Source organism: Pseudomonas sp. Ost2, assembly GCF_018326065.1.
Classification (GTDB): Bacteria; Pseudomonadota; Gammaproteobacteria; order Pseudomonadales; family Pseudomonadaceae; genus Aquipseudomonas; species Aquipseudomonas gingeri.
On the sequence record NZ_AP021904.1, the window covers coordinates 19,100 to 43,948 of the forward strand.

Here is a 24,849-nt window from a genome sequence, read left to right on the forward strand (position 1 = left end):
TTCAACCCGGTTAGCCGCGCGCGGCAGCGATCTTGATCAGTTTGGCGTAGTAGAAACCATCGTGGCCGCCTTCCTGGGCCAGCAGTTGGCGACCGTGGGGCTGCCTGATGCCGAACGGACCGGCGATATCCAGCTCGCGGGCCCCGGAGGTGCGGGCCAGGAACGCTGCGATCACCTCGGTGTTTTCCGTCGGCAAGGTCGAGCAGGTGGCATAGAGCAGGATGCCGCCGACGTCGAGGGTCGTCCACATCGCGTCCAGCAGCTCGCCTTGCAGGGCGGCCAGGGCGGCGATGTCGTCGGGTTGGCGGGTCAGCTTGATATCCGGATGGCGACGGATCACCCCGGTGGCCGAGCATGGCGCATCCAGGAGGATCCGCTGGAACGGCTTGCCATCCCACCAGGTCGCGGTGTCCCGGCCATCGGCGGCGATCAGCTCGGCGGCCAGGCCCAGGCGCTCGAGGTTCTCGCGCACCCGTACCAGGCGCTTGGCCTCCAGGTCGACGGCGACCACACCGGCCAGTCGCGGCTCGGCTTCGAGGATATGGCAGGTCTTGCCGCCAGGAGCGCAGCAGGCATCCAGTACCCGTTGGCCGGGGGCCAGGTCCAGCAGGTCGGCGGCCAGTTGCGCGGCTTCGTCCTGGACACTGATCCAGCCTTCGGCAAAGCCCGGCAGGTTGCGCACGTCGCAGGCTTCGTCGAGGACGATGCCGTCGCGGCTATAGTCGCAAGGCTGGGCGGCGACCGCGGCATCGGCCAGCAGCTTGAGGTAGGCATCGCGGCTGTGGTGACGGCGGTTGACCCGCAGGATCATCGGCGGGTGGGCGTTGTTCGCCGCGCAGATGGCTTCCCACTGCTCGGGCCAGAAGGCCTTCAGGGATTTCTGCAGCCAGCGCGGGTGGGCGGTACGCACCACCGGGTCGTGTTCCAGCTCGGCCAGCAACGCTTCGCTCTCCCTTTGCGCGCGACGCAGTACGGCGTTGAGCAGGGCCTTGGCCCAGGGCTTCTTCAGTTTTTCCGCGCAGCCGACGGTTTCGCCAATGGCGGCGTGGGCCGGGATGCGGGTATAGAGCAACTGGTAGAGACCGACCAGCAGCAGCGCCTCGACATCGGCGTCAGCGGCCTTGAAGGGTTTCTGCAGCAGCTTCAGCGCCAGCGCCGACAGCCGAGGCTGCCAGCGGGCGGTGCCGAACGCCAGGTCCTGGGTCAGGCCACGGTCGCGGGCCTCGACCTTGTCCAGTTGCAGCGGCAACGAACTGTTGAGCGAGGCCTTGCCGTTGAGCACGGCGGTCAGGGCCTTGGCGGCGGCCAGACGCGGATTCATTGGCCGAACACCGTGCCGAGGGCGAATTTCTCGCGGCGGCTGTTGAACAGATCGCTGAAGTTCAGGGCCTTGCCGCCGGGCAGTTGCAGGCGGGTCAGGCACAGGGCGGCGGCACCCGTGGCGACGATCAGGCCGTCCTTGCTGGCGGCGAGGATTTCACCCGGCCGGCCCTGGCCTTCGGCGACGCTGGCGGCGAGGACCTTCACCGCTTCGCCGTTGAGGCTGCTGTGGCACACCGGCCAGGGATTGAAGGCGCGAACGAGTCGTTCCAGCTCGACCGCCGGACGGCTCCAGTCGATGCGCGCCTCGTCCTTGTTCAGCTTGTGGGCGTAGGTGGCCAGGCTGTCGTCCTGGACTTCACCGTCGAGGGTTCCGGCGGCCAGGCCGGCGATGGCTTGCAGGACCGCCGGCGGGCCGAGTTCGGCCAGGCGATCATGCAGGCTGCCACCGGTGTCTTCGGCGCTGATCGGGGTGACGGTCTTGAGCAGCATCGGCCCGGTGTCGAGTCCGGCTTCCATGCGCATCACGGTCACGCCGCTTTCGCGGTCGCCGGCTTCCACCGCGCGCTGGATCGGCGCGGCACCGCGCCAGCGCGGCAGCAGCGAGGCGTGGCTGTTGATGCAACCCAGGCGCGGGATATCCAGCACCACCTGCGGCAGGATCAGACCATAGGCGACCACCACCATCAGGTCCGGCTCAAGTGCCGCCAGTTCGGCCTGGGCGTCGGCGTTGCGCAGGGTCGGCGGCTGCAGCACGGCGATGCCGTGTTCCAGGGCAAGTTGCTTGACCGGGCTCGGCATCAGCTTCTGCCCGCGCCCGGCCGGACGGTCCGGCTGGGTGTAGACCGCGACGATCTCGTAAGGGCTGTCGAGCAGGGCCTTGAGGTGTTCGGCGGCGAACTCGGGGGTGCCGGCAAAGACGATGCGCAATGGCTCAGTCATAGATAAAGCTCGCTTGAAAAAGAAAAGGCTTGCCGCAGCAAGCCTTTGGGATGAAGGGATCAGGCGTTCTGGCGGTGTTTCTTTTCCAGCTTCTTCTTGATCCGGTCGCGCTTGAGCGTGGACAGGTAATCGACGAACAGCTTGCCGTTGAGGTGATCGCATTCATGCTGGATGCACACCGCCAGCAGGCCATCGGCCTCCAGTTCGAACGGCTTGCCGTCGCGGTCCAGGGCCTTGATCCGTACGCGTGTCGGGCGTTCGACGTTCTCGTAGAACTCCGGCACCGACAGGCAGCCTTCCTGGTACTCGCCCATTTCGTCGGTCAGCGGTTCGAACTCGGGGTTGATGAACACCCGTGGCTCGCTGCGATCTTCGCTCAGGTCCATGACCACGATACGTTGATGCACGTTGACCTGGGTGGCCGCCAGGCCGATGCCCGGGGCTTCATACATTGTTTCAAACATGTCATCGATCAGTTGCCGCACCTTGTCGTCCACCACGGCCACGGGCTTGGCGATGGTGCGCAGGCGCGCGTCTGGAAATTCGAGGATGTTTAAAATGGCCATAGGCGTAATTGCTGCACATGTGAGGTAAAGTCAGAGACGGCTGCCGAATATCCCGGCGGGATTCGGCTACCGTTGTAAAACGTTCTCCCTGGGAGCGAGCCGCGGGGGCTCTGGCGTTTCACGCGAAGGCACATAATAAAGGGATTCACTGCATGAGGAAAACACTACTCGCCCTGCTGCTGGCCTTTACCGGTGTCGTGCAGGCGCAAGTGCAACTCAAGGACGGTTATCCACAGCGCTATACCGTGGTGCGTGGCGACACACTCTGGGACATTTCCGGGAAATTTCTCCGCGAACCCTGGAAGTGGCCGGAAATCTGGCACGCCAACCCACAGATCGCCAATCCGGACCTGATCTACCCGGGCGACATCCTGACGCTGCAGTTCGTCGACGGCCAGCCGCGGCTGGTAGTCGAGCGCGGCGCTTCGCGCGGCACCATCAAGCTGTCGCCGCAGGTGCGCAGTTCGCCGGTGGCGGACGCGATCCCCAGCATTCCACTGGAAAAGATCAACGCGTTCCTGCTGAGCAACCGCATCGTCGACAGCCCCGAAGACTTCAAAAAAGCCCCGTATATCCTCGCCGGTAGCAACGAGCGGGTGCTCAGCGGCATGGGCGACCGGATCTATGCCCGTGGCGCGTTCGACCCGACGCATTCGGTGTATGGCCTGTTCCGCCAGGGCAAGGTCTACACGGATCCGCAGACCAAGGAGTTCCTCGGCATCAACGCCGACGACGTCGGCACGGGCGAGCTGTTGGCGACCGAAGGCGATGTCGGCACCCTGACGCTGCGCCGCACCACCGAGGAAGTGCGTCTCGGCGACCGGCTGTTCGTCAGCGAGGAACGGCCGATCACCTCGACCTTCATGCCCAGCGCTCCCCAGGCGCAGATCAGCGGCGTGATCATAGATGTGCCACGAGGTGTTACACAGATCGGGGTCATGGACGTGGTCACGATCGACAAGGGCCGCCGCGATGGACTGGCCGAAGGCAATGTTCTCGCGGTGTACAAGACCGGCGAGACGGTTCGCGACCGCGTCACCGGGCAGCCGGTGAAGATTCCCGACGAGCGTTCGGGTCTGCTGATGGTGTTCCGCACCTACGAAAAGCTCAGCTATGGTTTGGTACTCAATGCCACGCGGTCGCTGGCAGTGCTGGACAAGGTGCGCAATCCGTAATGCCTGTCTGTGGGAGCTGGCTTGCCAGCGATGACTGTGGTGAATCTTGCATCGCTATCGCTGACAAGCCAGCTCCTACAGGTGTCTTCAGCTTGGGCGGATTTCGTTAGCAGGCTAAACAGGTTACTCACAGAGTTATCCACAGCTTGTTCCTGCCGGATCACGACCGCCACGGATCAAGGATGATCGAATGTCGCTGTCTGTGAGTCCCTCCCTGTCGCCGGCGGAACTGGAAGCCCGCCTGCGCCTGCATCGCCTGCCGGATATCGGTCCGAGGCGCTTTCGCACGCTGATCGAAACCTTTGGCTCGGCCTCTTCCGCCCTGAGCGCGCCCGCCGCCGCCTGGCGTTCGCTGGGGTTGCCCGCAAGCAGTGCCGAGGCCCGCCGCAGCCCTGCCGTGCGCGACGGTGCCAGCGCTGCATTGGGCTGGCTAGAGCGCTCGAACCAGCATCTGCTGATGTGGGACCAGGCTGATTATCCGGCCTTGCTCGCCGAGGTGGACGATGCCCCGCCGCTGCTGTTCGTGGCCGGTGACCCGACGATCATGGACAAGCCGCAACTGGCGCTGGTCGGCAGTCGGCGTGCCTCGAAGCCGGGCATGGACACTGCCACGGCGTTCTCCCGCAGCCTCGCCGGAGCCGGTTTTGTCATCACCAGCGGCCTTGCCCTGGGCATCGACGGCGCTGTCCATCAGGCCGCGCTGGATGTCGGCGGGCTGACCATCGGCGTGCTCGGCACCGGCCTCGGGAATTTTTATCCACAGCGCCACCGGACGCTGGCGCAGGCCATGATCGAGCGCGGCAGTGCGGTGGTTTCCGAGTTCCCCCTGGATACCCCGCCGCATCCGGGCAACTTCCCCCGGCGCAACCGGATCATCAGCGGCTTGTCCCTTGGCGTGCTGGTGGTGGAGGCCAGTGTCGCCAGCGGCTCGCTGATCACCGCCCGGCTCGCGGCGGAACAGGGCCGCGAGGTTTACGCGATTCCCGGTTCCATCCACCATCCCGGTGCGCGGGGCTGTCACCAGTTGATCCGCGATGGCGCGGTGCTGGTGGAGACGGTCGACGATATCCTGCAGAACCTGCGCGGTTGGCAGCGGGTTGCCGCCAGCACGCCGTCCGCCGCCTCCGATCACCCGCTGCTGGCCTTGCTGCACGCGGCGCCGCACACCAGCGAAGGCCTGGCGCTGGCCTGTGGCTGGAACCTGTCGCGGGTGCTGGCGAGCCTGACCGAGCTGGAACTGGAAGGCCGGGTTGCCAATGAAGGCGGACGCTGGTTAGCTCGCATGAGGTAGCCGTACCTGAGTAAACTGCGAGCAGCGTTGAATCCGGAGAAACGAGCAATGGTCAAGAGTTGGCGTGTGCAAGAAGCCGCACGAGAAGTTCGCGCAGGAGCGGTGATTGCCTATCCAACCGAGGCGGTCTGGGGCCTGGGCTGCGATCCCTGGAACGAAGAGGCGGTAGATCGGCTGCTGGCGATCAAGAATCGCTCGGTGGACAAGGGCCTGATCCTGGTCGCCGACAATATCCGGCAGTTCGATTTCCTGTTCGAAGACTTTCCGGAAACCTGGCTCGATCGCATGGCCAGCACCTGGCCGGGGCCCAATACCTGGCTGGTGCCGCATCAGGATCTGTTGCCGGAATGGGTGACCGGCCAGCACGACACCGTGGCACTGCGGGTGAGTGATCATCCGTTGGTACGCGACCTGTGTTCGCTGGTGGGGCCGCTGATTTCCACTTCCGCCAACCCGCAAGGGCGCCCTGCGGCGAAGACCCGTCTGCGAGTGGAGCAGTATTTCCGCGGCCAGCTCGACCTGGTGCTGGGTGGCCGCCTCGGCGGGCGCAAGAACCCGAGCCTGATCCGTGACCTGGCGACCGGCAAGGTGGTGCGCCCGGCCTGAGTCCGGTGTGAGCAGATTCATTGATCGTTCCCACGCTCTGCGTGGGAATGCAGCCCCTGACGCTCTGCGTCACAACAGCGGACGCGGAGCGCCCCAAGAGGCATTCCCACGCGGAGCGTGGGAACGATCGGTGCGGGTGCCTCGCTCCTAAGGCAACAGCACCGTCGAGCCAGTGGTCCGCCGCGCCGACAGCTCGGTCTGCGCCTTGGCCGCCTCGGCCAGGCTGTAGCGTGCGCCGATCTCGATCTTCAACTGCCCGCCGATAATCAGCCCGAACAACTCATCGGCCATGGCCTGCAGTTGCCGCGGGTTGCTGGCGTAGGTGCCCAGGGTCGGCCGGGTCACGTACAGCGAGCCCTTGGCCGCGAGGATACCCAGGTTGACGCCGTCCACCGCCCCGGAGGCGTTGCCGAAGCTCACCAGCAGGCCCCGTGGCGCCAGGCTGTCGAGGGACGTCAGCCAGGTGTCCTTGCCGACCCCGTCATAGACCACCGGGACCTTCTTGCCGTCCGTCAGCTCCAGCACCCGCTTCGCCACGTCTTCATGGCTGTAGTCGATGGTCTCCCAGGCCCCGAGGGACTTGGCATAGGCCGCCTTCTGCGGCGAGCTCACGGTACCGATCAGCTTCGCCCCGATGGCCTTGGCCCACTGGCAGGCCAAGGCCCCGACCCCGCCGGCCGCGGCGTGGAACAGCACGGTTTCGCCGGCCTTGAGCTCATGGGTCTGGCGCAGCAGGTACTGCACCGTGAGGCCCTTGAGCATGACGGCCGCCGCCTGTTCGAAGCTGATCTGTTCGGGCAGTTTGACCAGGTGGGCCGCCGGCAACAGGTGGAAATCGCTGTAGGCGCCCAGCGGTCCGGTGCCATAGGCGACGCGGTCGCCGACCTTGAACCCGGTGACTTCGCTACCCACCGCGTCGACGATGCCCGCGCCCTCGCCACCCAGCCCGGACGGCATGCTCGGCGGTGCATACAGGCCGCTGCGCCAGTAGGTGTCGATGAAATTCAGGCCGATGGCCTTGTTCTGTACCCGTACCTGCTGCGGGCCCGGCTCGGCGGGGGTGTAGTCGACATATTCGAGGACTTCGGGGCCACCATGGGCACGGAACTGGATGCGTTTGGCCATCGATACTCTCCTTGGGCAGTTTTCATCTTGAGGCTGCGCGAAGGGTCTATCGGACTCCTTCGTTTGACCTTCGTCAACTGCGACGGTGGCGAGGGCAGTGTTATGCTACGCCCCCCCTTGCCGCCGGCCGCCCGACGTGCCGCGTAGCTTTGCCCGATTCAAGGTGATGCCATGACTACCCGCACCGAGGCCGTTAAAGCCTATTTGCTCGACCTGCAAGACCGTATCTGCGCTGCGCTGGAAGCCGAAGATGGCGGTTCGCGCTTCGTCGAGGATGCCTGGACGCGCCCCGCCGGCGGCGGTGGCCGGACCCGGGTGATCGAGAACGGCGAGGTCATCGAGAAAGGCGGGGTGAATTTCTCCCACGTCTTCGGCAGCGGCCTGCCGCCGTCCGCCAGTGCCCACCGGCCCGAGCTGGCCGGGCGCGGTTTCGAGGCGCTGGGGGTGTCCCTGGTGATTCACCCGCACAACCCCCATGTGCCGACGTCCCACGCCAACGTGCGGTTCTTCATCGCCGAAAAGGCCGGTGAAGAACCGGTCTGGTGGTTCGGTGGCGGCTTCGACCTGACGCCCTACTACGGCAACGAAGAGGACTGCGTGCACTGGCACCGCGTGGCCGAGCAGGCCTGCGCGCCGTTCGGGGCGGATGTCTACCCGCGCTACAAGGCCTGGTGCGACAGCTATTTCCATATCAAGCACCGCAACGAGCCACGGGGCATCGGCGGCCTGTTCTTCGACGACCTGAACGAGTGGGACTTCGACACCAGCTTCGCCTTCATGCGTGCCATCGGCGATGCCTATATCGAGGCGTACCTGCCCATCGTGCAGCGGCGCAAGGCGGCGGCCTGGACCGAACAGCAGCGCGAGTTCCAGGAGTTCCGCCGTGGCCGTTACGTGGAATTCAACCTGGTCTATGACCGCGGCACCCTGTTCGGCCTGCAATCGGGCGGGCGCACCGAATCGATCCTGATGTCGCTGCCGCCACAAGTGCGCTGGGGCTATGACTGGAAAGCCGTTCCGGGCAGCGAAGAGGCACGCCTGACCGACTACTTCCTGCAGGATCGCGACTGGTTGGCGCAGGGGGCTGCCTGATGGATCGTTATGTCGTCTTCGGCAACCCCATCGGCCACAGCAAGTCGCCGCTGATCCACCGTCTGTTCGCCGAACAGACCGCCCAGCAACTGGACTACAGCACCCTGCTGGCGCCGCTGGATGACTTTTCCGGCTGTGCCCGGGCGTTCTTCCAGGACGGTCGCGGCGCCAACGTCACGGTGCCGTTCAAGGAAGAGGCCTTTCGCCTGGCCGCCAGCCTGACGCCACGGGCGCAGCGCGCGGGAGCGGTGAATACCCTCAGCAAGCTGGCCGATGGCAGCCTGCTGGGCGACAACACCGACGGTGCCGGGCTGGTCCGCGACCTGACGGTGAATGCCGGCTTCAGCCTGCAGGGCAAGCGCATCCTGTTGCTGGGTGCCGGTGGCGCGGTGCGCGGGGTCCTGGAGCCGTTGCTGGCGCAGCAGCCCGCGTCCGTGATCATCGCCAACCGCACCGTCGAGAAAGCCGAGTTGCTGGCCGAACTGTTCGCCGACCTGGGGCCGGTGTCCGCCAGCGGCTTCGACTGGTTGCGCGAACCGGTCGACCTGATCATCAACGCCACCTCGGCCAGCCTGTCGGGCGATGTGCCGCCGATTGCGCCGAGCCTGATCGAGCCGGGCAAGACCTTCTGCTACGACATGATGTACAGCAAGGAGCCGACCGCGTTCTGCCGCTGGGCCAGCGCACAGGGCGCGGCCGTGGCGATGGATGGCCTGGGCATGCTGGCCGAGCAGGCGGCGGAAGCCTTCCTGCTGTGGCGTGGCGTGCGCCCGGACACGGCGCCGGTGCTGGCGGAGCTGCGGCGCCTGCTGGCCCTTTGAACCGAAACCGTTTGAACTGAAACCTGTGAGAGCGGGCTTGTCGGAACGCCGCTCCCACAGGATGAGTGTCTGGGGGGACAAGTGTGTTCAGTCCTCGAAGCGGATCGGGCACTTATCCACACCCTCCAGCTTGACCAGTTCCTCGATCACCGGGACCCGTGCCTTTCTCAGGGTCAGGCTGCGCCCGTCCCGCGCCAGGCGCCGGGCTTCCTGGTGCAGCATTTCCACCCCGGAATAGTCGATGAAGTTGATCTGCTGCGCCTCGATCACCACCCGCGGGCCATGCAGCCGTTGCAGGCGTACCTGCAGGTAATGGCTGGCGCCGAAGAAGATCGACCCGCCGACCCGCAGCACATCCTCGTCGCCATCGCGCCAATGCTGCACCCGGGGTTGCGAAGTGCGCTTGAGGTAGAAGAACAGCGACGCCAGCACCCCGGCATAGATCGCCGTCTGCAATTCCAGGAGCAAGGTCGCCACGCAGGTCAGGGCCATCACCGCGAACTCGGCATGACTGACCCGGAACAGCGCGCGGATCCCGCGATGATCCACCAGGCCCCAACTGATCAGCAAAATGCTGCCGGCCATGGCCGGAATCGGAATATGGGCGATCAGCGCCGAGCCGCACACCGCGAACAACGCCACCCATAACGCCGAGAACACCCCGGCCAGCGGCGAGCAGGCCCCGGCTTCGTAGCTCAGGGCGGCGCGGGTGAACGAGCCGGCGGACAGGTAGCCGGAAAACAGGCTGCCGACAATGTTCGACAGGCCCTGGGCGCGGACTTCCTGGTTGGCGTCGAGCAATTGCTGGGAGCGTGCGGACAGCGACCGGGCGATCGACAGGCTGGTCACCAGTCCGAGCATGCCCACGGCGACGGCACTGGGCAGCAGCCGCAGGACCGTCTCGATATCCAGCGGCAGCGGGCTGAACGGCGGCAGGCGCCCGGCGAAGCCCTTGACCAGCTGCACATGGCCGAACATCCCCGGCCACAACCAGACCAGCAGGCTGGCGAGGACCAGGGTGATCAGCAGGGTCGGCCAGCGCGGCAGCAGCGACTTGAGCCCGAGGCCGACCAGCAGCGTGCCGAGCCCGAGGGCCAGCGACGGGCGATCCAGCTCGCCGACATGCCGTACCAGCGCCAGCAGGCTGTTGAGGGCGGTGGCCTGGTTCGCCACGTCGATGCCCAGCAGGTTGGGCAACTGTCCCAGGGCGATGACCACGGCGGCACCCAGGGTGAAGCCGAGCACCACCGAATGGGAGACGAAGTTCACCAGGGCGCCGAAACGCAGCATGCCCAGGAGCCACTGGAAGATGCCGGCGATAAAGGTCAGCAGCAGGATCAGGGTGATGTAGTCCTGGCTGCCGGGCACCGCCAGTGGGCTGACACTGGCGAACAGGACAATGGAGATCGCGGCGGTGGGGCCGCAGATCAGGTGCCACGACGAGCCCCAGAGGCAAGCGATCAGCACCGGAATGATCGCCGCGTACAGCCCGTATTCCGGCGGCAGGCCGGCGATCAGGGCGTAGGCGACGGATTGTGGCAGCGCGAGAATGGCGCCGCTGAGCCCCACCACCAGGTCACGGCGGACGCTGGTGCGGGTTTGCCGGGGCAGCCAGCTGAGAAATGGCAGGATTTTGTGGCGGTTGGTCCAGCCCATGGGTCTCTCGGTTGGTTGAGTCGGCGTCAGGGTGAAGGGGATTTGTGACAACCGCGAGGGCGCCCGCGCGCCTGCAGAAGCCGGGCATTCCCGCGCAGCGGCCGTTGAGGCCGCTGAAAAGCTTCGCGGGCAAGCCCGCTCCCACATTGAGGCCTGCGGTGTGTCGGGAAGCGCGTCAGAGCTTGGCTTTCACCACCGGCAACGCATCCTGGCCATCGGCGGTCTTGACGCCGTCCAGCCATTTGTCCAGCACCGCCGGATTGGCCTTGATCCAGGCCCTGGCCGCATCGGCATTGCTCAGCTTCTTGTTCGCCACCTCGGCCATGATGCTGTTTTCCATGTCCTGGGTGAAGCTCAGGTTGCTCAGCAACTTGCCGACGTTCGGGCAGGCCTGTGCATAACCCTTGCGGGTCACGGTGTAGACGCTGCCGGTATCGCCGAAATATTTCTCGCCGCCCTTGAGGTAGTGCATCTTCATCTGCACGTTCATCGGGTGCGGGGTCCAGCCGAGGAAGACCACGAACTTCTGCTTCTTCACCGAGCGGGCCACCTCGGCCAGCATCGCCTGTTCGCTGGACTCCACCAGTTTCCACTGGCCCAGGTCGAACTCGTTCTTCTTGATGATCTCCGCCAGTGAGGCGTTGGCCGGCGCGCCGGAGCCGATGCCGTAGAGCTTCTTGTCGAACTTGTCGGCGTATTTGTTGAGGTCGGCGAAGTTATGCACACCCGCGTCCCAGACGTAGTCCGGGACTGCCAGGGTGAACTCGGTACCTTCGAGGTTCTTCGCCAGCTGGGTGACATCGCCGCTGGCCACGAACTTGTCGTAGAAGCCCTGTTGCGCCGGCATCCAGTTGCCGAGGAACACGTCGACCTGGCCGTCCTTGAGGCCGCCGTAGGTGATCGGCACCGCCAGGGTGTCGACCTTGGCCTTGTAGCCCAGGCCGTCGAGCAGCAGGCTGGTGATGGCGTTGGTCGCGGCGATATCGCTCCAGCCCGGATCGGCCATCTTCACCGTGTCGCAACTCTGCTCGGCGTACGCGCCCAGGCTGCTCACGGCCAGCAGCCCGGCGGTCAGTACTGTGGATAACTTTTTCATGGCCTTCCCCTTGTGTTCGTTATTGGTTTTGGCAGGGTTGTGGATAACGAGCCTTGCGCTCCAGATCGTCGAGGTCGATATGGTTGCGCATGTATTGCTGACTGGCGTCTACCATCGGCTGGTGGTCCCAGCTCTTCAGCTTTCCGAGGGTCAGGGCGTCGGCGACGAAACGCCGGCGTCGCTGACTGGCGAGCACCTGTTGGTGGATCGCCGGGATATTCCATTTCGCCCGGGCTTCGGCCAGGAAGTCGTTGAACAGCGTCTGGTGCCGCGGTGACTGGCTGAGTTCTTCCTCCTCCCGCGGATCGTTGTGGACATCGAAGAGCAGGCAGGGATCGTCTTCGCTGTAGATGAATTTGTAGGCGCCGCGGCGAATCATCATCAACGGGCTGATGGTGCCTTCGGCCATGTATTCGCCGAACACTTCGTCGTGCCCGCCCTCGCCTCGCAGATGCGGCAGCAGCGAACGGCCGTCCAGCGGCAGTCGCTCGTTCAGGTTGCCACCGGCCAGTTCCACCAGGGTCGGCAGCAGGTCGGCGGTGGAGACCGCGGCGCTGACCCGTGCGGCGGCGAATTGCCCCGGTGCGCTGATCAGCAGCGGCACCCGCGCGGCCATCTCGAACCAGTGCATCTTGTACCAGAGGCCGCGCTCGCCGAGCATGTCGCCGTGATCGCCGGAGAACACGATGATGGTGTCGTCGGCCAGGCCGGTGTCTTCGAGGGTCTGCAGGAGTTTGCCGACATTATGGTCGATGTAGCTGCAGGCGCCGAAGTAGGCCCGGCGGGCATCGCGGATCTTGTCCACGGGCAGCGGCTTGTCCCACAGGTCGTAGACCTTGAGCAGGCGTTGCGAATGCGGGTCGAGACTGTCCTGGGCCGGGGTCTGCGGCAGCGGGATATCCTCGTCGCGGTACAGGTCCCAGAACGCCCTGGGAATGGTGTACGGGTCGTGCGGATGGGTCATCGACACGGTCAGGCAGAACGGCTGGTCGCCGTCTTCACGGATATGGTCGAACAGATACTGCTGGGCCTTGAACACCACCTCCTCGTCGAAGTCCAGCTGGTTGGTGCGCACGCAGGGCCCGGCCTGCAATACCGAGGACATGTTGTGGTACCAGCTGGGGCGTACGTCCGGCTCGTCCCAGTTCACCGCCCAGCCGTAGTCGGCCGGGTAGATGTCGCTGGTCAGGCGTTCTTCATAACCGTGCAACTGGTCCGGCCCGCAGAAGTGCATCTTGCCCGACAACGCGGTGCGGTAGCCGAGGCGACGCAGGTAGTGGGCATAGGTCGGCACATCGGCGGGGAAATCGGCGGCGTTGTCATAGGCGCCGATCTTGCTCGGCAACTGACCGCTGACCAGGGTGAAGCGCGAAGGTGCGCACAACGGGCTGTTGCAGTAGGCGGAGTCGAATACCACGCCGTCGGCGGCCAGGCGGTCCAGGTTGGGCAGCTTGATCGGCGACGGACCGTAGAACGGCAACGGGGGCGCGGCCATTTGATCGGCCATGATGAAGAGAATGTTCTTGCGCTTCATGGTGTCGCGGCATTCCATAGTGAATTGTTATGCGATAGTGCTGCGATCCAGCATGTGGTCCACGCCATGTGCGGTAAAGCCCATGCCACACAATGACTAGGATAAGTACAGCTTATGTTTGATGCGTTGGGTGACCTGTCCCTCGACATGCTCCGGGTTTTCGAAGCGGCAGCCCGTCATCGCAGCTTTACCGCGGCAGCGGTGGAACTGGGCACCACCCAGCCGGCCATCAGCCAGCAGATCAAGCGCCTGGAAGAACAGCTGGCGACGCGCCTGTTCGACCGCATCTACCGTGGCATCGAGCTGACCGAGGCCGGCTCGATCCTGTTCGAGCAGGTGCAGGCCGGCTTGCAGAGCATCGACAGTGGCCTGAGCGCGGTGACTGCCCACAGCCAGCATGAGGTGTTGCAGGTCGCCACCGACTTCGCCTTTGCCGCCTACTGGCTGATGCCGCGCCTGCACCGCTTCCACGCGGCCAATCCGCAGGTCGATGTCAGCCTGGTGACCAGCGAGCGCAGCCACAACATGCTGCGCACCGATATCGACGTGGCGGTGCTGTTTGGCCAGGGGCGTTTCAAGCAGGGCGAGAGCCATTGGCTGTTCAGCGAGGAAGTGTTCCCGGTGTGCAGCCCGCAACTGCTCCAGGGCCGCGAGCGACCGCTGTCGACCCAGTGCCTGCTGGATTTCCCGTTGTTGCACCTGAAGGGCGAGAACAGCAGCCACTGGTTCGACTGGAGCGGGGTTTTTCGCGAACTCGGCCTGACCACCGCGCCGGCCCCGGGGCAGCTGCGCTTCGACAACTACACGTTGCTGATCCAGGCGGCGATCGGCGGCCAGGGCGTGGCCATCGGCTGGCGGCACCTTGTGGATAACTTGCTGGAGCAGGGATTGTTGTGCCGGCCGATCAACGAGACGGTGCTTTCGACCTTCGGTTATTACGTGGTGCTGCCGCCGCGCAAACGCCGGGGGCCGTTGATCCAGCGCTTTTTCGACTGGCTGATGGCCGAGCAGGCCAACAGCGCCCAGTCACTGGTGGGACTGGGATTGCCGTCGATTGCGGTGTAGCGTTGAGCCATTACTGAGGATCAATGAAAGAGAGCGGTATGCAACGTATCAAGGGCTACCACGCCCATGTCTATTTCGATGCTTCGACCATCGATCAGGCCCGTGAACTGTGCGAGCTGGCGGCGGCGACCTTTCCGTTGCGAATGGGGCGCATGCATGAGCGTCCGGTGGGGCCGCATCCGGACTGGAGCTGCCAGCTGGCCTTCGACGCCGAGTACATAGGCGTCGTCCTGCCGTGGCTGGCGCTCCATCGCAAGGGCCTGGTGGTGTTCCTGCACCCGTTGACCGGCGATGATCGGGCGGATCACAGCGACCATGCGATCTGGATGGGCGCGATACGGCCGCTGGACCTGTCGATATTCCGGTGATCCCGCCTGCAAGGGATCGTGGTAGGCGATCAGATCAATAGAGCACGCTGTTGAGCACCTCATAGACGATCCCCGTGCCCACCTCGATCAGCGCGACATCGCCGCCGACCCGGCGCCACTCATAGCCATGGTAGGCCGGCAGGCGCGCCACGGCGCGTGGGTCCAGGCGTTCGCCGTAGTACCCGTGGGGCAGTGGCTGGCCGCGCACGACACGGATGCCTGGCGGTGGTGGCGCGCCACGGGTGAAGTGTTCGCGGTCATCATGGATGATCTGGCGAACCGGGCCGAAATCCTGTGGCGGACGGCGCCAGTTCTGCTCCCCCGGGCCCCGGTCGGGGCCTCTTCCCTGCTCCTGTTGGCCATGACCGCCGCGATCGTGATCCGGACCGCGTCCGTCATCCTGCGGTGCCGCTTGCAGCAGCGAACTGGCACCGAGCATCAGCACGCCAAGACCGGCAACCAGGCGTTTGGGCATTTTCATCGGGGTATTCCTCACATACAGCCAATACAGCGAAAAGAGGTTTGAAGACAGGGCTTCAAACCTCCTGGGTCTTGCTGTTTAGTCTGCGTGCGAAAGCATAGATTCCTTTGTATCAGGAACTTTACCTTGGCCGACTGCGGTGGTTATCCACAACGTCGAAAACAGGAAGTAACGCCCTCGGATTCAACCCTTGGCCATCGAGCTCCTTACCTGCCGCAGGTGAATGTGAGTCTTGCCATCGTCCTCGACTTTCACCGCCTCGGGAATGTACCTGCAACCATGTCTGAATACCTTGTAGCGGCTGCCGCCGGCCTCGGCCTCACTGGGAGCGCCCTCGATAATGAGCACGACATTGGTATCCTTCCCGGCTGAGGGGGCGGGCTCTACCGGCATGAATTTGTCGATGAGAACGGAGCCCTTGTCGCCTATCCGGTTTTTGTACAGATTGATTTCCTTTTTGGATAAACACGTCTCATAGCGATAGGTGCTTGTCGATTCCGAAGTGCGATCCGAAAACCCGTCATTCAAAAGTTGTATGATATCGTTACGAGAAACATTTTTTAGAATCTCTGGAAGTTTCGGCTTTTTATCTGCTTCCCTGTTCAAGTAGTCGACGGTGCCCGGTTCGACGAATAGATGGAAAGCGGCCTGGGTCATCTCCTGTTTAATAGCCACCCGCTCCTGGTACTTTTGTTCTTTCAGGTATTTCTTATCCAAGGCATTTTCATGCTTGTGCATGCAGGTTTCGTTTTTTTCCAATGCCCTGCGCTGTATATTGACGTTGGATATCTCTTCAAGAATATCGATAGGTGTTCTTTTTTCGACACCATCGATTCTCGCTCCCAGGTACTCATTAAGCTGGCTTATCTTGGCAGAGGCCTGATTGTATCCACCGTCATACTTTGAGGGGGCGACAGTTAGTTGAGTGTTGAACGCTCTGTCAAGTTTTTCTGCCCAATATATCTTTACTCCTTTTCGTGGGGTTATATATATCTGATTATTTTTATGGCGAACGAAAGGGCGTGTGTTCTCGCTCAATTTCCAGAAGGATGTATATTTCCGATAGGACTTGCAGCGTGATCTGGCATCGGCTACGGCACCTTTCAGCTCGCTGGCAATGGCCCTGTGTTCAACGATGCGCTTTTCTTGTTCGACGATTATCCTTTCGCGGTTACGGACATGTTCTAGCCCTGCCACCAGATTACTGATCTTGTCTTGGCATTTCTTGAGGTCCTGAGGGGCGCTCAGTATGTCCTGAATATTACGGCTTCCGATTCTGAATGGCATATTCAACCCTTTTATCGGGAAGTGAAAAACGGGCGGGAACAACCATTACCAAAGATAATGGCTTTCCCCCCCTTTTTATTTTTCGAAAAGCTTTATGGGTTACTGCTTACCCGTTAGCTCTGTCGAACCTTCCTTGCTTTTGTTTTCCCAGAAAGCTTTCAGTTGGTTGACCTGGAGCCGCGTTGGTTCGATTGTCTCGTTTGTAGAGGGGCTCTGGCTTTTCTTCAAGTCTTTCAGACCATCTATGAATCGTGGTGGTCGAATGGGTGTAGAGCTCGTGCCGACTTCCGAAGCACTACGTTTGACGGGTTGCTCTTTCAGCGAATTTTGGTGCACAGCGTCATTGGCTATTGGATCGCTATTAGACAGACCAAACACTGACTGCTCCGGTTTGGCTTGTGGGCTATTGGCAGGATCGCTCAGGCTTCTATCCATAACTCTTTTACGTGGCTTTGGGATCGGCGCGGTGCCAGAGGCAGCGTCCGAATCGATACCTGTGTCTGACGGCGAGATGGAGTTTGGAGAATTGAATGCATCATTTTTCAGGCTCTCAGCTGAGACCGATCTTAGCTTTTTCTGCTGGGCGGCGTCGATTTCAACAAGACCCTCTCTCAGTTCTTTACTACGGTTTCTGTGAAGATCCAAGCATTCTCTGAGATTCTTCTGAATGGTGATGCATTTTATTTTTTTGCCAAACTCGGCGAGCTTAAAGTCTTTCATGAATTGAGGTGCTTCTGAGGCACCGCCATCACGGAGCTTGAGCGTTTCCAATATGCTTCTATTGGGGCTGAAATACAGACCGCCGTTGTCTTTATTAAAACGGAGGTAGCCGCCACCTTTTTTGTTTTGAACTTCACTGACCTCTTTTACCAGTCTTTCAAGAAGCTTTATATTACCTTGGTTAACCTTGAACTCGGCATCAAATTCGGTGCGCTTTATGCTCCCTGACTGACTGAACCACTCAGTATTTTGAACCGCGCCTGCGGTAGATATTGAACCTGGACCCATTTTATAAACTCCTCTGCCCTATTCCATTATGGATGTCTTTCATTCTCCGAGCGGACATGAAAGACAAGCAGAAGATGCTCAGCCACTTTTGTCCCTCAGCGCTTTCAATAAACGCACACCGAGGCAATGGCCGGCTTATTCACTCGTGAAAAAAGGCCTCGGCGCTGTAGCGCCGAGGCCTTTCGGGTATTGCCTGTGACCCGATGGGTCAGTGGCGTGCGGTGCGCACCCCTTGCGCCAGTGCCGCGCAGAGGCTCAGCACGCCATCGACGGCCTGTTCGTCGCTGGTGGCGTTGGCGATATGGTCGATCAGCGCCGATCCGACCACCACGCCGTCCGCCAGCCGGGCGATGGCCGCGGCCTGTTCCGGGGTACGGATGCCGAAGCCGATGCTGATCGGCAGGTCGGTGTGGCGACGCAGGCGGCTCACCGCCTCTTCGACGTGTTCCAGGGTCGCCGAGCCGGCACCGGTCACGCCCGCCACCGACACGTAGTAGACGAAGCCGGAACTGCCGTTGAGCACGGTGGGCAGGCGCGCGTCGTCGGTGGTCGGCGTGGTCAGGCGGATAAAGTCCAGGCCGGCGGCCTGTGCCGGGTCGCACAGCTCGCCGTTATGTTCCGGCGGCAGGTCGACCACGATCAGGCCATCGACACCGGCGGCCTTGGCGTCGGCGATGAAGCGCGGCACGCCGTAGTGGTGGATCGGGTTGAAGTAACCCATCAGCACCAGCGGGGTCTCGGTGTTGTCGACGCGGAACTCGCGAACCATCTGCAGGGTTTTCGCCAGGTTCTGTTTGGCGGCCAGGGCGCGGATGTTCGCCAGCTGGATCGCCGGGCCGTCGGCCATCGGATCGGTGAAGGGCATGCCCAGTTCGATCACGTCGGCACCGGCCCTGGGCAGGCCCTTGAGGATCGCCAGGGACGTGTCATAACCCGGATCGCCGGCGGTGACGAAGGTCACCAGGGCGGCGCGGTTCTGTTGTTTCAGCTCGGCAAAGCGCGTTTGCAGGCGGCTCATCAGTGTTTCTCCTGCTGGGATTGCTGCATGTGGTGCATGACGGTTTGCATGTCCTTGTCGCCGCGACCGGACAGGTTGACCACCATCAGGTGATCCTTGGGCAGGGTCGGTGCGCGCTTGAAGACTTCGGCCAGGGCGTGGGCGCTTTCCAGGGCCGGGATGATGCCTTCGAGGCGGCAGCACTGGTGGAACGCGGCCAGGGCTTCGTCATCGGTGACCGAGGTGTACTGGACGCGACCGATATCGTGCAGCCAGGCGTGTTCCGGGCCGATGCCGGGGTAGTCGAGGCCGGCGGAAATCGAGTGGGCGTCGATGATCTGGCCGTCGTCGTCCTGCAGCAGGAAGGTCCGGTTGCCGTGCAGCACGCCCGGTACGCCGCCGTTCAGGCTGGCCGCGTGCTTGCCGGTCTCGATACCGTGGCCGGCGGCTTCGACGCCGATGATTTCGACGCTGGTGTCATCGAGGAACGGGTGGAACAGGCCCATGGCGTTGGAGCCACCGCCGATGCACGCCACCAGGCTGTCGGGCAGGCGCCCTTCCTGGGCCTGGAGCTGGTCGCGGGTTTCCTTGCCGATCACGGCTTGGAAGTCGCGGACCATGGCCGGATACGGGTGTGGACCGGCGACGGTGCCGATCAGGTAGAAGGTGCTGTCGACGTTGGTCACCCAGTCGCGCAGGGCTTCGTTCATCGCGTCCTTCAGGGTGCCGGTACCGGCCACGACCGGAATCACTTCGGCGCCCAGCAGCTTCATGCGGAACACGTTGGCCTGCTGGCGCTCGATGTCGGTGGTGCCCATGTAGATCACGCAGTCCAGGCCGAAGCGCGCGGCCACGGTGGCGGTGGCCACGCCGTGCATGCCGGCGCCGGTCTCGGCGATGATGCGTTTCTTGCCCATGCGCCGCGCCAGCAGGATCTGGCCGATGCAGTTGTTGATCTTGTGGGCGCCGGTGTGGTTCAGCTCTTCGCGCTTGAGATAGATCTTCGCGCCGCCGCAGTGTTCGGTCAGGCGTTCGGCGAAATACAGCGGGCTTGGACGACCGACGTAATCGCGCTGGAAGTAGGCCAGTTCCTCGATGAACGCCGGATCGGTCTTGGCGGCTTCGTATTCACGATTCAGGTCGAGGATCAGCGGCATCAGGGTTTCGGCCACGTAGCGGCCGCCGAATGCGCCGAACAGGCCGTTGGCGTCGGGGCCGTTGCGCAGGTTGGACTGGGTCATGGGAGGCTCCAGGTGGGCGATTGAACAAGCGATGGGTTCACTCTAACCATGACAGGCCCGGATGAAAACCGATAAGATTGCCGTAACCTGTCAGGAAAACTCACAGATACCATGAGCCGCGACCTGCCCCCGCTCAATGCCTTGCGCGCCTTCGAGGCCACGGCCCGGCTGAACAGTGTCAGCCAGGCCGCCGAACAACTGCACGTGACTCACGGCGCGGTCAGCCGGCAGTTGAAAGTCCTTGAGGAACACTTGGGGCTGAGCCTGTTCGTCAAGGATGGACGCGGCCTGAAACTCACAGATGCCGGCATTCGCCTGCGCGACGCCAGCGCCGAGGCTTTCGAGCGCCTGCGGGCGGTGTGCGCCGAGCTGACCCGGGATTCGGTGGATGCGCCGTTTGTCCTGGGGTGTTCCGGCAGCCTGCTGGCGCGCTGGTTTATCCCGCGTCTCGGCCGCCTGAATGCCGACCTGCCGGACCTGCGCCTGCACCTGTCGGCGGGCGAAGGCGATCTCGACCCGCGCAAGCCGGGGCTCGATGCCCTGCTGCTGTTCGCCGAGCCGCCATGGCCGGCGGATATGCAGGTCCACGAGTTGGCGAGCGAGCGCATCGGGCCGGTGATGAGCCCGCACTTCGCCCGCTACGCGGCCTTGCTCGAGGCGCCGGCACGGGAACTGGTGGGCGAGCCGCTGTTGCACACCACCTCGCGGCCACAGGCCTGGCCCAGCTGGGCACGGCAAAACGGCATCGAGGCGACGCAGCTGAAATACGGGCAGGGATTCGAGCATCTGTACTATCTGCTCGAGGCGGCGGTAGCGGGGTTGGGCGTGGCGATCGCGCCGCAGCCGCTGGTGGCGGACGACCTGCGGGCCGGTCGCCTGGTGGCGCCCTGGGGCTTCGACGAAACGCCCGGACGACTGGCGCTGTGGCTGCCCCGGCGCGCCGCGGACGGGCGCGCCGGGCAGTTGGCGCAATGGCTCAAGACCGAGCTGGAAAACAGCGTTAGCTGACAGCACCGGACCTTATGCAGGAATCGGCTTGCCGGCGATGGCGTCCGCAAAGGCGGTGCAAGGCTCAAGGCCCCCTTCGCCGGCAAGCCGGCTCCCACAAGGGCGCGCGTTCAGTCTGGTCACCGCGTTTGCACGGCAGGCCGAGGCCCCCATCGCCGGCAAGTCGGCTCCCACAAGGGCGTCAGGCGTGTCGCTCAATCCCCGCGTTTGCACAACAGGTAGGCGGCCAGCAGGCCGAGGGCACCGACCGCGACACCGGCGGTCGTCCACGGGTGTTCCTGGGCGTAGTCGCGGGTGGCGATCCCGGTTTCGCGGGTCTTGACCTTGACCTCTTCGTAGGCGTCGCTGAGCAGGTGACGGGAGTGCCGCAGGGCGCTCTCGGCATTGCTCTTGAGGGCCTTGAGGGTTTTGCGCGACTCGTCCGAGGCGTCGTCCTTGAGGCTTTCCAGAGACTTGAGCAGGCTCTCGATCTCGGCTTCCATGCTTTGCAACGAAGCTTTACGTAATGATGAACTGGCCATGTTGGCTCTCCTGCAGTGATGAGTGGCGTGTGAGGATTGGGACTGCACGGGTTTGCGAAAGTGCAGAAAATCTGTCGCCCGCCTGCTCCGGGCCATCCGGGAAATCACTGCTAGGCTGTGTCTACAGCCCCCGAGAGCCCAGGAGAACGCCATGAGTGATCATCACACCTACAAGAAAATCGAACTGGTCGGTTCGTCGCCCAACAGTATCGAAGAGGCGATCAACAACGCCCTGGCCGAGGCCGGCAAGAGCATCAAGCACCTGGAGTGGTTCGAGGTGCTCGACACCCGCGGCCATATCAAGGACAACAAGGCGGCGCATTTTCAGGTCACGTTGAAAGTCGGCTTCAGGATCGCCAATAGCTGAACAGATACTGGCCTTTTGAACTTCCACACTGGCCGACTGCCATATTGATTGCTATACAGAAGGCTCTATCTAGCCTCATGTGCGTCGCCCAAAAGCCGACGCACTTTTTTTGATTCGACCAGGGAATGCGAGCGATGAAAAAACTTCTATTGGCGGTAGGTTTGCTGAGCATTGCGGGCACCACCCTTGCTGCGGGTAAGTCGTGTGATGAACTGGAAAGGGAGATCAAGGACAAGCTTGAGGCCAAAGGCGTCCATGGTTATTCGCTGCAGATCGTCGACCGGGCGACCGGTGAAGCAGGCGCGAATGGGCGGATCGTCGGCACTTGTGAAGGTGGCACCAAGGTTGTGACCTACAAGCGCGGTTAAGTCCGCGGGGGTATCGAAGCCGGCGCAGCGCGCCGGCTTTTTCATGGGCGTCGATAACGCTTCAGCCCTTCATCACCTGCGCCAGCAACTCGTAGGAATGCAGCCGGTCGGCATGCTCGTAGAGGTCGCAGGTGAAGATCAGCTCATCGGCCTGGGTCTGCTCGATCAGCACGTCCAGCTTCGCGCGGATTTTCGACGGGCTGCCGACCATCGCCAGACCGAGGAAATCTCCGACCGCCTCGCGCTCATGGGGCAGCCACAGGCCGTCCATGGTCTTCACCGGCGGTCGCTGGACCAGGCTCTGGCCGCGCATCAGCGCGAGGATGCGCTGGTACACCGAGGTCGCCAGGTAATCGGCCTGCTCGTCGGTATCGGCGGCCACCAGCGGCACGCCGAGCATCACGTAGGGCTTGTCGAGGACTTCGGACGGCTTGAAGTGGTTGCGGTACACCCGGATCGCCTCGTGCATGAAGCGCGGGGCGAAATGCGAGGCGAAGGCATAGGGCAAGCCGCGTTCGCCGGCCAGTTGTGCGCTGAACAGGCTCGAACCGAGCAGCCAGACCGGCACGTTGGTGTTGGTGCCCGGCATGGCGATCACCCGCTGGTCCGGGGTGCGCGGGCCGAGGTACTTCATCAGTTCGGCGACATCTTCCGGGAAGTCGTCGGCGCTGCCCGAACGCTCGCGGCGCAGGGCGCGGGCGGTCATCTGGTCGGAGCCGGGGGCACGGCCCAGGCCCAGGTCGATCCGGCCCGGATACAGGCTGGCCAGGGTGCCGAACTGCTCGGCGATCACCAGCGGCGCATGGTTGGGCAGCATCACGCCGCCAGAACCGACGCGGATGGTCGAGGTGCCACCGGCCAGGTAGCCCAGCAGCACGGACGTGGCCGAACTGGCGATACCGTCCATGTTGTGGTGCTCGGCGACCCAGAAGCGGGTGTAGCCGAATTTTTCTACGTGCCGGGCCAGGTCCAGCGAGTTGCGCAGGGATTGCCCCGGGCTGCCGTCCTGGCGCACGGGCACCAGGTCGAGGGTGGAAAACTTGACGTCGGACAGTCGCTTCATAAGCCTGCTACTCCTTCTTGGGGCACAGGCTTCCGTCGCGTGGCGAAATACCTGGCAATGTATTCTTGGCAATATGGGCATATACCCGAGTTTCAAGAGCAGGCGGAATTTTTAGCCTGCAAAAAACGCAGATGGCTATTGCCAGTCCGGATCGTCCCCACGCTCCGCGTGGGCATGCAGCCATGAAATTGCGCGTCACAAAGCGGACGCGGAGCGTCCGGAGAGGCGTTCCCACGCTGGAGCGTGGGCACGATCATCACGACAGGGTGAACTTTGCAGGGCCGACTATCCTCAGAACCCTAGGTTCGGCGCGAACCCTCGCGCCGGCTTTTGAGGAGGCAGCTATGAGTATCACGAAGAAAGCATCGGCTCATTGGGAAGGCGACCTGAAAACCGGCATCGGCTCCATCTCCACGGAAACCGGCGTGCTGCGTGAGGCGCCCTATGGCTTCAAGGCCCGCTTCGAAGGCGGTCGGGGCACCAATCCCGAGGAACTGATCGGCGCGGCCCACGCGGGCTGCTTTTCCATGGCCCTGTCGATGATCCTCGGTGAGGCCGGGCTCAAGGCGGACAGCATCGATACCCAAGCGGAGGTAACGCTGGATCAGGTCGACGGCGGTTTTGCGATTACCGCGGTGCACCTGATCCTCAAGGCGAAAATCCCCGGCGCCAGCCAGCAGCAGTTCGATGAGCTGACCCGGAAGGCCAAGGAAGGTTGCCCGGTATCCAAGGTCCTGAACGCGAAGATTTCGCTGGATGCGACCTTGCTGGGCTGAGAGTGAAAGATCGATTGGCCCTGTGCAATGGGGCCTTGCATGTGGGAGCGGGCTTGCCGCGAAGAGGCACCTGAAGCCAGAAAAAGCTTCGCGGGCAAGCCCGCTCCCACATGCTCCCCGAGTACCTTCCCCTGGGTAACATTGCCAAGCAAATACCCGGGTTTGCGCAACTGTGAGCTGGGTCAGAACTTGGCTCGCCCGGTTGTGGTCCAATCTGGTGTGGCAACCCAGTGCGTACGCCCTTGCGACGCGTTGCCGCGAAGGAGCCTGACCATGAAACGCATCGCCCTGGGATTTTTCTGTTGTGCACTGGCTGCGTCGGCCCTGGCGGCCCCCAAGGACTGCGAGGAGCTGAGGAAAGAGATCGAGGTCAAGATCCAGGCCAACGCCGTGCCGTCCTACACCCTGGAGATCGTCTCCAAGGAGGAGGCCGAGAAGCATGACGTCGCCATGGTGGTCGGGACCTGCGAAAACGGCACCAAGGCAATCATCTACCAGAAGAACGATATCTGAGGCCGGCTACGGCATGCACAGCACCGTACGGTCGCCGGCGATCTGTTCGCCCTTGTCGTTGTAGAGCCGGGCATTGGCCTGGAAGCCCAGGGCAACGCCTTCCAGGCGATAACGCCGACCGGCTTCGAAGTGATCGTAGGGCACCGTGATGTAGCAGATGCGCTCCAGTGGATCGGTGTTCATCGCCATGCCGCCGACATACACATCGAAGTCGAAACGCACGGTCAGTTCATGGGCACCGGGGGTGACCTGGAAGAAGCGCCCGTCATCCAGGCGTTTTTTATCCACGCTTTCGGCCATGACCAGGGTGCCGGTACGGGTACCCACGTCGATCCAGGCCATTTGCGGGTCGACCGCCGGCAATGGGCTGACGCAGCCGCCAAGGCTGGCGAGGGCAAGGAGGGAAAGAAGCTTGCGCATGATGGATTTCGCTCGGTGATATGAGGTTCAGCATACCCGTGATCGATGCCTCGGGTCGCCTTGGCCAACATCCGGTGAACACCTGACCCTCGACAATCATTCATGATTATTTTCCGCCCCACGCGATAGTCTTGCAGCAAAC

Annotated in this window: 27 protein-coding genes; 12 read left to right on the forward strand and 15 right to left on the reverse strand. The window is 63.1% G+C overall.

Annotated features, from left to right (window positions below; all coding sequences use genetic code 11):
• Positions 1-10 precede the first annotated feature (10 nt).
• From rsmB to def, 3 genes are read right to left on the reverse strand one after another with little or no spacing between them, the layout of a single operon-like run.
• Entirely contained in the window at positions 11-1,321 is a 1,311-nt protein-coding gene (gene rsmB / locus KI243_RS00085) for a 16S rRNA (cytosine(967)-C(5))-methyltransferase RsmB (protein ID WP_212810315.1), read from the reverse strand.
• Positions 1,318-2,262, reverse strand: a complete 945-nt coding sequence (fmt, locus tag KI243_RS00090; protein ID WP_042937005.1) for a methionyl-tRNA formyltransferase — start codon at positions 2,260-2,262, stop codon at positions 1,318-1,320. The genes rsmB and fmt overlap by 4 nt, the downstream gene beginning before the upstream one ends.
• A 59-nt stretch (positions 2,263-2,321) precedes the next feature.
• Complete coding sequence (gene def / locus KI243_RS00095; protein ID WP_017129264.1) at positions 2,322-2,828, reverse strand: peptide deformylase; 507 nt, start codon at positions 2,826-2,828, stop codon at positions 2,322-2,324.
• Positions 2,829-2,980: 152 nt separating this feature from the next.
• Between def and KI243_RS00100 the strand changes: the two genes are divergently transcribed.
• The 3 genes from KI243_RS00100 (at position 2,981) to KI243_RS00110 (ending at position 5,900) form a co-directional block, all read left to right on the forward strand.
• Entirely contained in the window at positions 2,981-4,003 is a 1,023-nt protein-coding gene (locus KI243_RS00100) for a LysM peptidoglycan-binding domain-containing protein (protein WP_177087371.1), read from the forward strand.
• Between the two features lie 190 nt (positions 4,004-4,193).
• The gene (dprA, locus tag KI243_RS00105) at positions 4,194-5,294 is read left to right on the forward strand and encodes a DNA-processing protein DprA (protein ID WP_177087373.1); all 1,101 of its coding nucleotides are present in this window, start codon (positions 4,194-4,196) and stop codon (positions 5,292-5,294) included.
• 48 nt (positions 5,295-5,342) lie between these two features.
• Entirely contained in the window at positions 5,343-5,900 is a 558-nt protein-coding gene (locus KI243_RS00110; protein ID WP_042937003.1) for an L-threonylcarbamoyladenylate synthase, read from the forward strand.
• 147 nt (positions 5,901-6,047) lie between these two features.
• Here KI243_RS00110 and KI243_RS00115 read toward each other — a convergent pair whose 3' ends face one another.
• Positions 6,048-7,025: an NADPH:quinone reductase gene (locus KI243_RS00115; protein WP_017129260.1), complete on the reverse strand. Its 978-nt coding sequence runs from the start codon at positions 7,023-7,025 to the stop codon at positions 6,048-6,050.
• A 171-nt stretch (positions 7,026-7,196) separates the two neighbouring features.
• Here KI243_RS00115 and hemF point away from each other — a divergent pair, with 171 nt between their 5' ends.
• Both hemF and aroE read left to right on the forward strand, forming a co-directional pair.
• Positions 7,197-8,117 carry an oxygen-dependent coproporphyrinogen oxidase gene (hemF, locus tag KI243_RS00120; RefSeq protein ID WP_017129259.1) on the forward strand — a complete coding sequence of 307 codons (921 nt, stop codon included), beginning with the start codon at positions 7,197-7,199 and terminating at the stop codon, positions 8,115-8,117.
• Positions 8,117-8,938, forward strand: a complete 822-nt coding sequence (gene aroE / locus KI243_RS00125) for a shikimate dehydrogenase (RefSeq protein ID WP_017129258.1) — start codon at positions 8,117-8,119, stop codon at positions 8,936-8,938. The genes hemF and aroE overlap by 1 nt, the downstream gene beginning before the upstream one ends.
• An 87-nt stretch (positions 8,939-9,025) precedes the next feature.
• Here the strand turns inward: aroE and KI243_RS00130 are convergent, their stop codons facing one another.
• The 3 genes from KI243_RS00130 to betC all read right to left on the reverse strand — a co-directional run bounded on the left by KI243_RS00130 (position 9,026) and on the right by betC (position 13,224).
• The gene (locus KI243_RS00130) at positions 9,026-10,594 is read right to left on the reverse strand and encodes a SulP family inorganic anion transporter (protein WP_212810316.1); all 1,569 of its coding nucleotides are present in this window, start codon (positions 10,592-10,594) and stop codon (positions 9,026-9,028) included.
• Positions 10,595-10,769: 175 nt separating this feature from the next.
• Positions 10,770-11,690: a choline ABC transporter substrate-binding protein gene (gene choX, locus KI243_RS00135; protein WP_017129256.1), complete on the reverse strand. Its 921-nt coding sequence runs from the start codon at positions 11,688-11,690 to the stop codon at positions 10,770-10,772.
• 19 nt (positions 11,691-11,709) lie between these two features.
• Positions 11,710-13,224 carry a choline-sulfatase gene (gene betC, locus KI243_RS00140; protein WP_212810317.1) on the reverse strand — a complete coding sequence of 505 codons (1,515 nt, stop codon included), beginning with the start codon at positions 13,222-13,224 and terminating at the stop codon, positions 11,710-11,712.
• Between the two features lie 114 nt (positions 13,225-13,338).
• On the opposite strand from betC, the gene KI243_RS00145 reads away from it, so the two are divergent.
• A complete protein-coding gene (locus KI243_RS00145; RefSeq protein ID WP_017129254.1) occupies positions 13,339-14,289 on the forward strand; it encodes a LysR family transcriptional regulator in 951 nt (316 codons plus the stop codon).
• A 38-nt stretch (positions 14,290-14,327) separates the two neighbouring features.
• Entirely contained in the window at positions 14,328-14,657 is a 330-nt protein-coding gene (locus KI243_RS00150) for a DOPA 4,5-dioxygenase family protein (protein WP_177087379.1), read from the forward strand.
• 34 nt (positions 14,658-14,691) lie between these two features.
• Here the strand turns inward: KI243_RS00150 and KI243_RS00155 are convergent, their stop codons facing one another.
• The 5 genes from KI243_RS00155 to trpB form a co-directional block, all read right to left on the reverse strand.
• Positions 14,692-15,138 carry an anti-virulence regulator CigR family protein gene (locus KI243_RS00155; protein WP_017129252.1) on the reverse strand — a complete coding sequence of 149 codons (447 nt, stop codon included), beginning with the start codon at positions 15,136-15,138 and terminating at the stop codon, positions 14,692-14,694.
• Between the two features lie 183 nt (positions 15,139-15,321).
• Positions 15,322-16,425, reverse strand: a complete 1,104-nt coding sequence (locus tag KI243_RS00160) for a hypothetical protein (RefSeq protein ID WP_212810318.1) — start codon at positions 16,423-16,425, stop codon at positions 15,322-15,324.
• Between the two features lie 99 nt (positions 16,426-16,524).
• The gene (locus KI243_RS00165; protein WP_212810319.1) at positions 16,525-17,433 is read right to left on the reverse strand and encodes a hypothetical protein; all 909 of its coding nucleotides are present in this window, start codon (positions 17,431-17,433) and stop codon (positions 16,525-16,527) included.
• A gap of 208 nt (positions 17,434-17,641) precedes the next feature.
• Positions 17,642-18,451 (reverse strand): tryptophan synthase subunit alpha, encoded by an 810-nt coding sequence (gene trpA / locus KI243_RS00170; protein WP_017129250.1) that lies wholly within the window; start codon positions 18,449-18,451, stop codon positions 17,642-17,644.
• Positions 18,451-19,671, reverse strand: a complete 1,221-nt coding sequence (gene trpB, locus KI243_RS00175) for a tryptophan synthase subunit beta (protein ID WP_017129249.1) — start codon at positions 19,669-19,671, stop codon at positions 18,451-18,453. Before trpB ends, trpA begins: the two co-directional genes overlap by 1 nt.
• A gap of 111 nt (positions 19,672-19,782) precedes the next feature.
• On the opposite strand from trpB, the gene KI243_RS00180 reads away from it, so the two are divergent.
• A complete protein-coding gene (locus tag KI243_RS00180) occupies positions 19,783-20,679 on the forward strand; it encodes a LysR family transcriptional regulator (RefSeq protein WP_017129248.1) in 897 nt (298 codons plus the stop codon).
• Between the two features lie 194 nt (positions 20,680-20,873).
• Here KI243_RS00180 and KI243_RS00185 read toward each other — a convergent pair whose 3' ends face one another.
• Complete coding sequence (locus KI243_RS00185; protein WP_017129247.1) at positions 20,874-21,200, reverse strand: DUF883 family protein; 327 nt, start codon at positions 21,198-21,200, stop codon at positions 20,874-20,876.
• A 151-nt stretch (positions 21,201-21,351) separates the two neighbouring features.
• On the opposite strand from KI243_RS00185, the gene KI243_RS00190 reads away from it, so the two are divergent.
• Complete coding sequence (locus KI243_RS00190) at positions 21,352-21,567, forward strand: dodecin (RefSeq protein ID WP_017129246.1); 216 nt, start codon at positions 21,352-21,354, stop codon at positions 21,565-21,567.
• Positions 21,568-21,701: 134 nt separating this feature from the next.
• A complete protein-coding gene (locus KI243_RS00195) occupies positions 21,702-21,935 on the forward strand; it encodes a DUF1161 domain-containing protein (protein WP_017129245.1) in 234 nt (77 codons plus the stop codon).
• Between the two features lie 61 nt (positions 21,936-21,996).
• Here KI243_RS00195 and KI243_RS00200 read toward each other — a convergent pair whose 3' ends face one another.
• Positions 21,997-22,998, reverse strand: coding sequence for an LLM class flavin-dependent oxidoreductase (locus KI243_RS00200; RefSeq protein ID WP_017129244.1), 1,002 nt, complete (start codon positions 22,996-22,998; stop codon positions 21,997-21,999).
• A gap of 344 nt (positions 22,999-23,342) precedes the next feature.
• Here KI243_RS00200 and KI243_RS00205 point away from each other — a divergent pair, with 344 nt between their 5' ends.
• Entirely contained in the window at positions 23,343-23,774 is a 432-nt protein-coding gene (locus KI243_RS00205) for an OsmC family protein (RefSeq protein ID WP_017129243.1), read from the forward strand.
• Between the two features lie 273 nt (positions 23,775-24,047).
• A complete protein-coding gene (locus tag KI243_RS00210; protein WP_017129242.1) occupies positions 24,048-24,287 on the forward strand; it encodes a DUF1161 domain-containing protein in 240 nt (79 codons plus the stop codon).
• 6 nt (positions 24,288-24,293) lie between these two features.
• On the opposite strand, the gene KI243_RS00215 is transcribed toward KI243_RS00210, so the two are convergent.
• Complete coding sequence (locus KI243_RS00215; protein WP_017129241.1) at positions 24,294-24,707, reverse strand: hypothetical protein; 414 nt, start codon at positions 24,705-24,707, stop codon at positions 24,294-24,296.
• Positions 24,708-24,849: the final 142 nt, after the last annotated feature.